The sequence below is a fragment of the Rheinheimera hassiensis genome (genome assembly GCF_022436675.1).
Taxonomy (GTDB): Bacteria; Pseudomonadota; Gammaproteobacteria; order Enterobacterales; family Alteromonadaceae; genus Alishewanella; species Alishewanella hassiensis.
In genome coordinates this window covers 1-346 of sequence record NZ_JAKUJZ010000032.1, presented here as the reverse complement: position 1 = coordinate 346, position 346 = coordinate 1, and the positions used below count along the sequence as shown (strand labels likewise).

General features: G+C 36.4%; 1 protein-coding gene. It reads right to left on the bottom strand.

What is annotated here, in order from left to right; all coding sequences use genetic code 11:
- Positions 1-346, bottom strand: a 346-nt coding sequence (locus tag MJX74_RS21525; protein ID WP_476748537.1) for a hypothetical protein, incomplete at both ends; no start/stop codon positions are given.

Sequence of the window (346 nt, the reverse complement as noted above, 5' to 3'; positions counted from 1 at the left end):
CCTTTTTATTCCTGTCTTGCAAAACTAGTAATTTAACTAAATGTCTGCGACGAGCATATTTTCTTTGCCAAATTTTAGCTTTCTTTTCAAAATAAGAACTGTCAAAACTAGGATATTTTAGCCCATTAGACAGAATCGCTAAATCAGCCACGCCAACATCAATCCCAACTCGTTTGCCAGTTAAGCTGTACTTCTCTGGTTCAGATATTTCTACCTGTAGAGACAAATAATATTTTCCTGTTGGTTCAAGCAGAACAGTGTAGCGCTTAATCTTAGTGTTTTGCAAAACTCCAGTCTTGCTGGTTTTGACATAGCCTAATTTAGGAATCTTCAAGTACCTTTTACC